This is a genomic window from Fulvivirga kasyanovii (assembly GCF_009711405.1).
GTDB lineage: Bacteria > Bacteroidota > Bacteroidia > Cytophagales > Cyclobacteriaceae > Fulvivirga > Fulvivirga kasyanovii.
This window is the reverse complement of the sequence record NZ_SMLW01000653.1, coordinates 1-2,330: the sequence shown is the minus strand read 5'-3', so window position 1 is coordinate 2,330 and position 2,330 is coordinate 1. Positions and strand designations below refer to the sequence as shown.

The 2,330-nt window shown below is 37.0% G+C and carries 3 protein-coding genes; all 3 read right to left on the bottom strand.

What is annotated here, in order from left to right; all coding sequences use genetic code 11:
• Positions 1-93: 93 nt before the first annotated feature.
• The gene (locus E1163_RS24315) at positions 94-546 is read right to left on the bottom strand and encodes a hypothetical protein (protein ID WP_155175252.1); all 453 of its coding nucleotides are present in this window, start codon (positions 544-546) and stop codon (positions 94-96) included.
• Between the two features lie 150 nt (positions 547-696).
• Positions 697-1,653, bottom strand: a complete 957-nt coding sequence (locus tag E1163_RS24310; protein WP_155175251.1) for a rod shape-determining protein — start codon at positions 1,651-1,653, stop codon at positions 697-699.
• A gap of 157 nt (positions 1,654-1,810) precedes the next feature.
• Positions 1,811-2,330, bottom strand: a 520-nt coding sequence (locus E1163_RS30720) for a hypothetical protein (RefSeq protein WP_185156197.1), incomplete at its 5' end; no start/stop codon positions are given.

Genomic DNA, 2,330 nt, shown 5'->3' with positions numbered 1-2,330 from the left:
TGGAATGCAAGCAGAAATGCGGAGCGAGCCACACCGCCTGAAGCGACATGGTACTTTAGCATATGTTTTTCTATACCATGTTGGCAATTGTAACTATTCAGTTTGTAACTCCAATATTAATGCATTATAATTAATACTGGCTAAGCTATCTAATTGCTGTTCACTCAATTGATCTCCGCCAATATAATCATCAGGATCAGTAGAGCCATATACTGATATTTCTGCCGTATCTACACCGATTATATAGGTGTACCTGCCAGGCTCTAGTTCCTTTTCCCCAACAAAATCAATTGGTTGAATTTTATATAATCGATTGTTTATTTCGAGTTCTATGTAGGCATATCTATATGCTGATTCGAAGTCTTCATAATCAGAATACCTGCCTGCTGATATATTATCGAAGTTATTTCCTTCAAACCCAGTGTTTACATAGACGTTCTGGAAATCAAAGTCACTTGAATTCTTAATTCGAATAAGAACGTCATTCTTATTATTACACAAGGTTAGCAAAAATATGGAGACGACTGCAATCAGAAATTGTTTCATGGTGTTTTGAGATTGAAGAGATGATAATTGCAACGATCAGCTAAAATCCGTCGGCTGACCATTTTTTAATTTCTTTAGAAGAATCTGATTCAAATGCCCTTTGCAAGTAGCTCACGTGCCTATGGATTTTTAGCGCCTGTTAAGTGCTTTTTACACCATCAAATAGTTACGATAATGTTCTGGATTCTGGATGACTTTCTTCAATCCGTTGATGTTATCAAACAAAGGATTCGAGCTTACGGTGATATTCATTTTGCCATTTAAGGCAATTTTCTCCGTTAGCCAGTTTACATATGCGCCACCACCTGTAAATTGAAATCCGTTCGAAATTATTTGATTTATGCGTTGATGCATTCCAGCTTTTTCGAGTGTTTCAAGAATCTGATCTTCTATGATCGTAAAGTAAGGGTTCAGTGCTTGCCGGATTTCGTCCGTTTTGATGGTCTTATATTCAATTTGGTATTCATTACCGAGTTTGGGTAGGTCAAATAAAAGTGTCTCCAACTGATTATCAGTCAAGTTTAGATGATGATTCCTGAAGATGTAATTCCGAAGGGCATGTCGGAGTTTCCATGTTCCAATGCGGATGGCACCTTCAGAAATTGGTAATGAGTTCGCAAAAACTGTTATCTCAACCTTGCTAGCACTGAAATCAACTAGAATAAAGTCCTTCTTTTCAAACAGTATTCTCATTCCAATAGCTGAGCTGCATGGTTGATGGATCATCCATACTTCTTTTGCTCCTGCGTATTCGCCTGAATCTCTGTAGGCACGTTTCTCTACCTCAGTTGCAGACACTGGTAAAGAAAAGTACATTCTGTAGTTGGCTGGTAACCATGTTCGTTCGTTCAGGGCTCGTTTTAGTGATCCTCTTAGTAGATGTTCAAAACCGTGGAAATCGGCAATTACTGTATTTACTGGTTTGATTACTTTGTTCGGTTCTTCATGAATTGATTCATTGCCGTATCCTGATACTTTGTTCGTTTCCGGATCAATGGAAAGTTCAGCTGTTTCGTTGAATATCAGTTCGTTGTTGTGTATCAGTCGCAAGTTCTGACTGCCTGGATCTACACCGATAGTTTTGGTTAAGAAATCTAAAAATCCCATTAATTAGTTGATGAATTTTCGAGTAGCTCCAATTGCACTTAACGTCTAGCTAAAATGAGTATGCGCTCCAGTTGCTAGAAGCACCCGAGTTTCTATTTCTCATTACCTGTCAAAGAGCTCTGTTCGCATATTCATTTTAGTGTTTGTTGTAGCGTGTCTATTTAGAGTATTTCATTATTTGTTCAATACTTGTTCCGAAATCTACAGGTAAATCAATTGAAAGTGATTCCATCACTAGTGCTGCAGGAGGATTACTTTCGACTTTCCATTTGAATGAATTTGATGTTACATTATAGTCAACAATTGGCGTAGATTGGTAAGTAAAATGTTTGAGGTTAAAGCCCTTAGTTTGCTGATCCATTTGGGTCATTTCAAGGTCAGGGGCACTATAGTTAAATATCTCTGGCAAATTAAAGGAAAAGTATGTCTGAACACTATTGTCAGTAGTCATGCTTACTTTAAGAGTTTTAAAGTTGAATGATTCAATATTACAATAGATTCTTAGCAAACCATTATCAGGTAACCCTTCTTTATTAACTATTAGTTCAAGTGAGCTTTCAGAGCTGGACTTGTCTACATACTTTCTTTTGATTTTGGATTCCTTTGAATCATTGGTCAATACTGAAACACGATATGTAGTGAAGTTATCTTTTTCAGAGCCTTTTGGAAATGAAAAT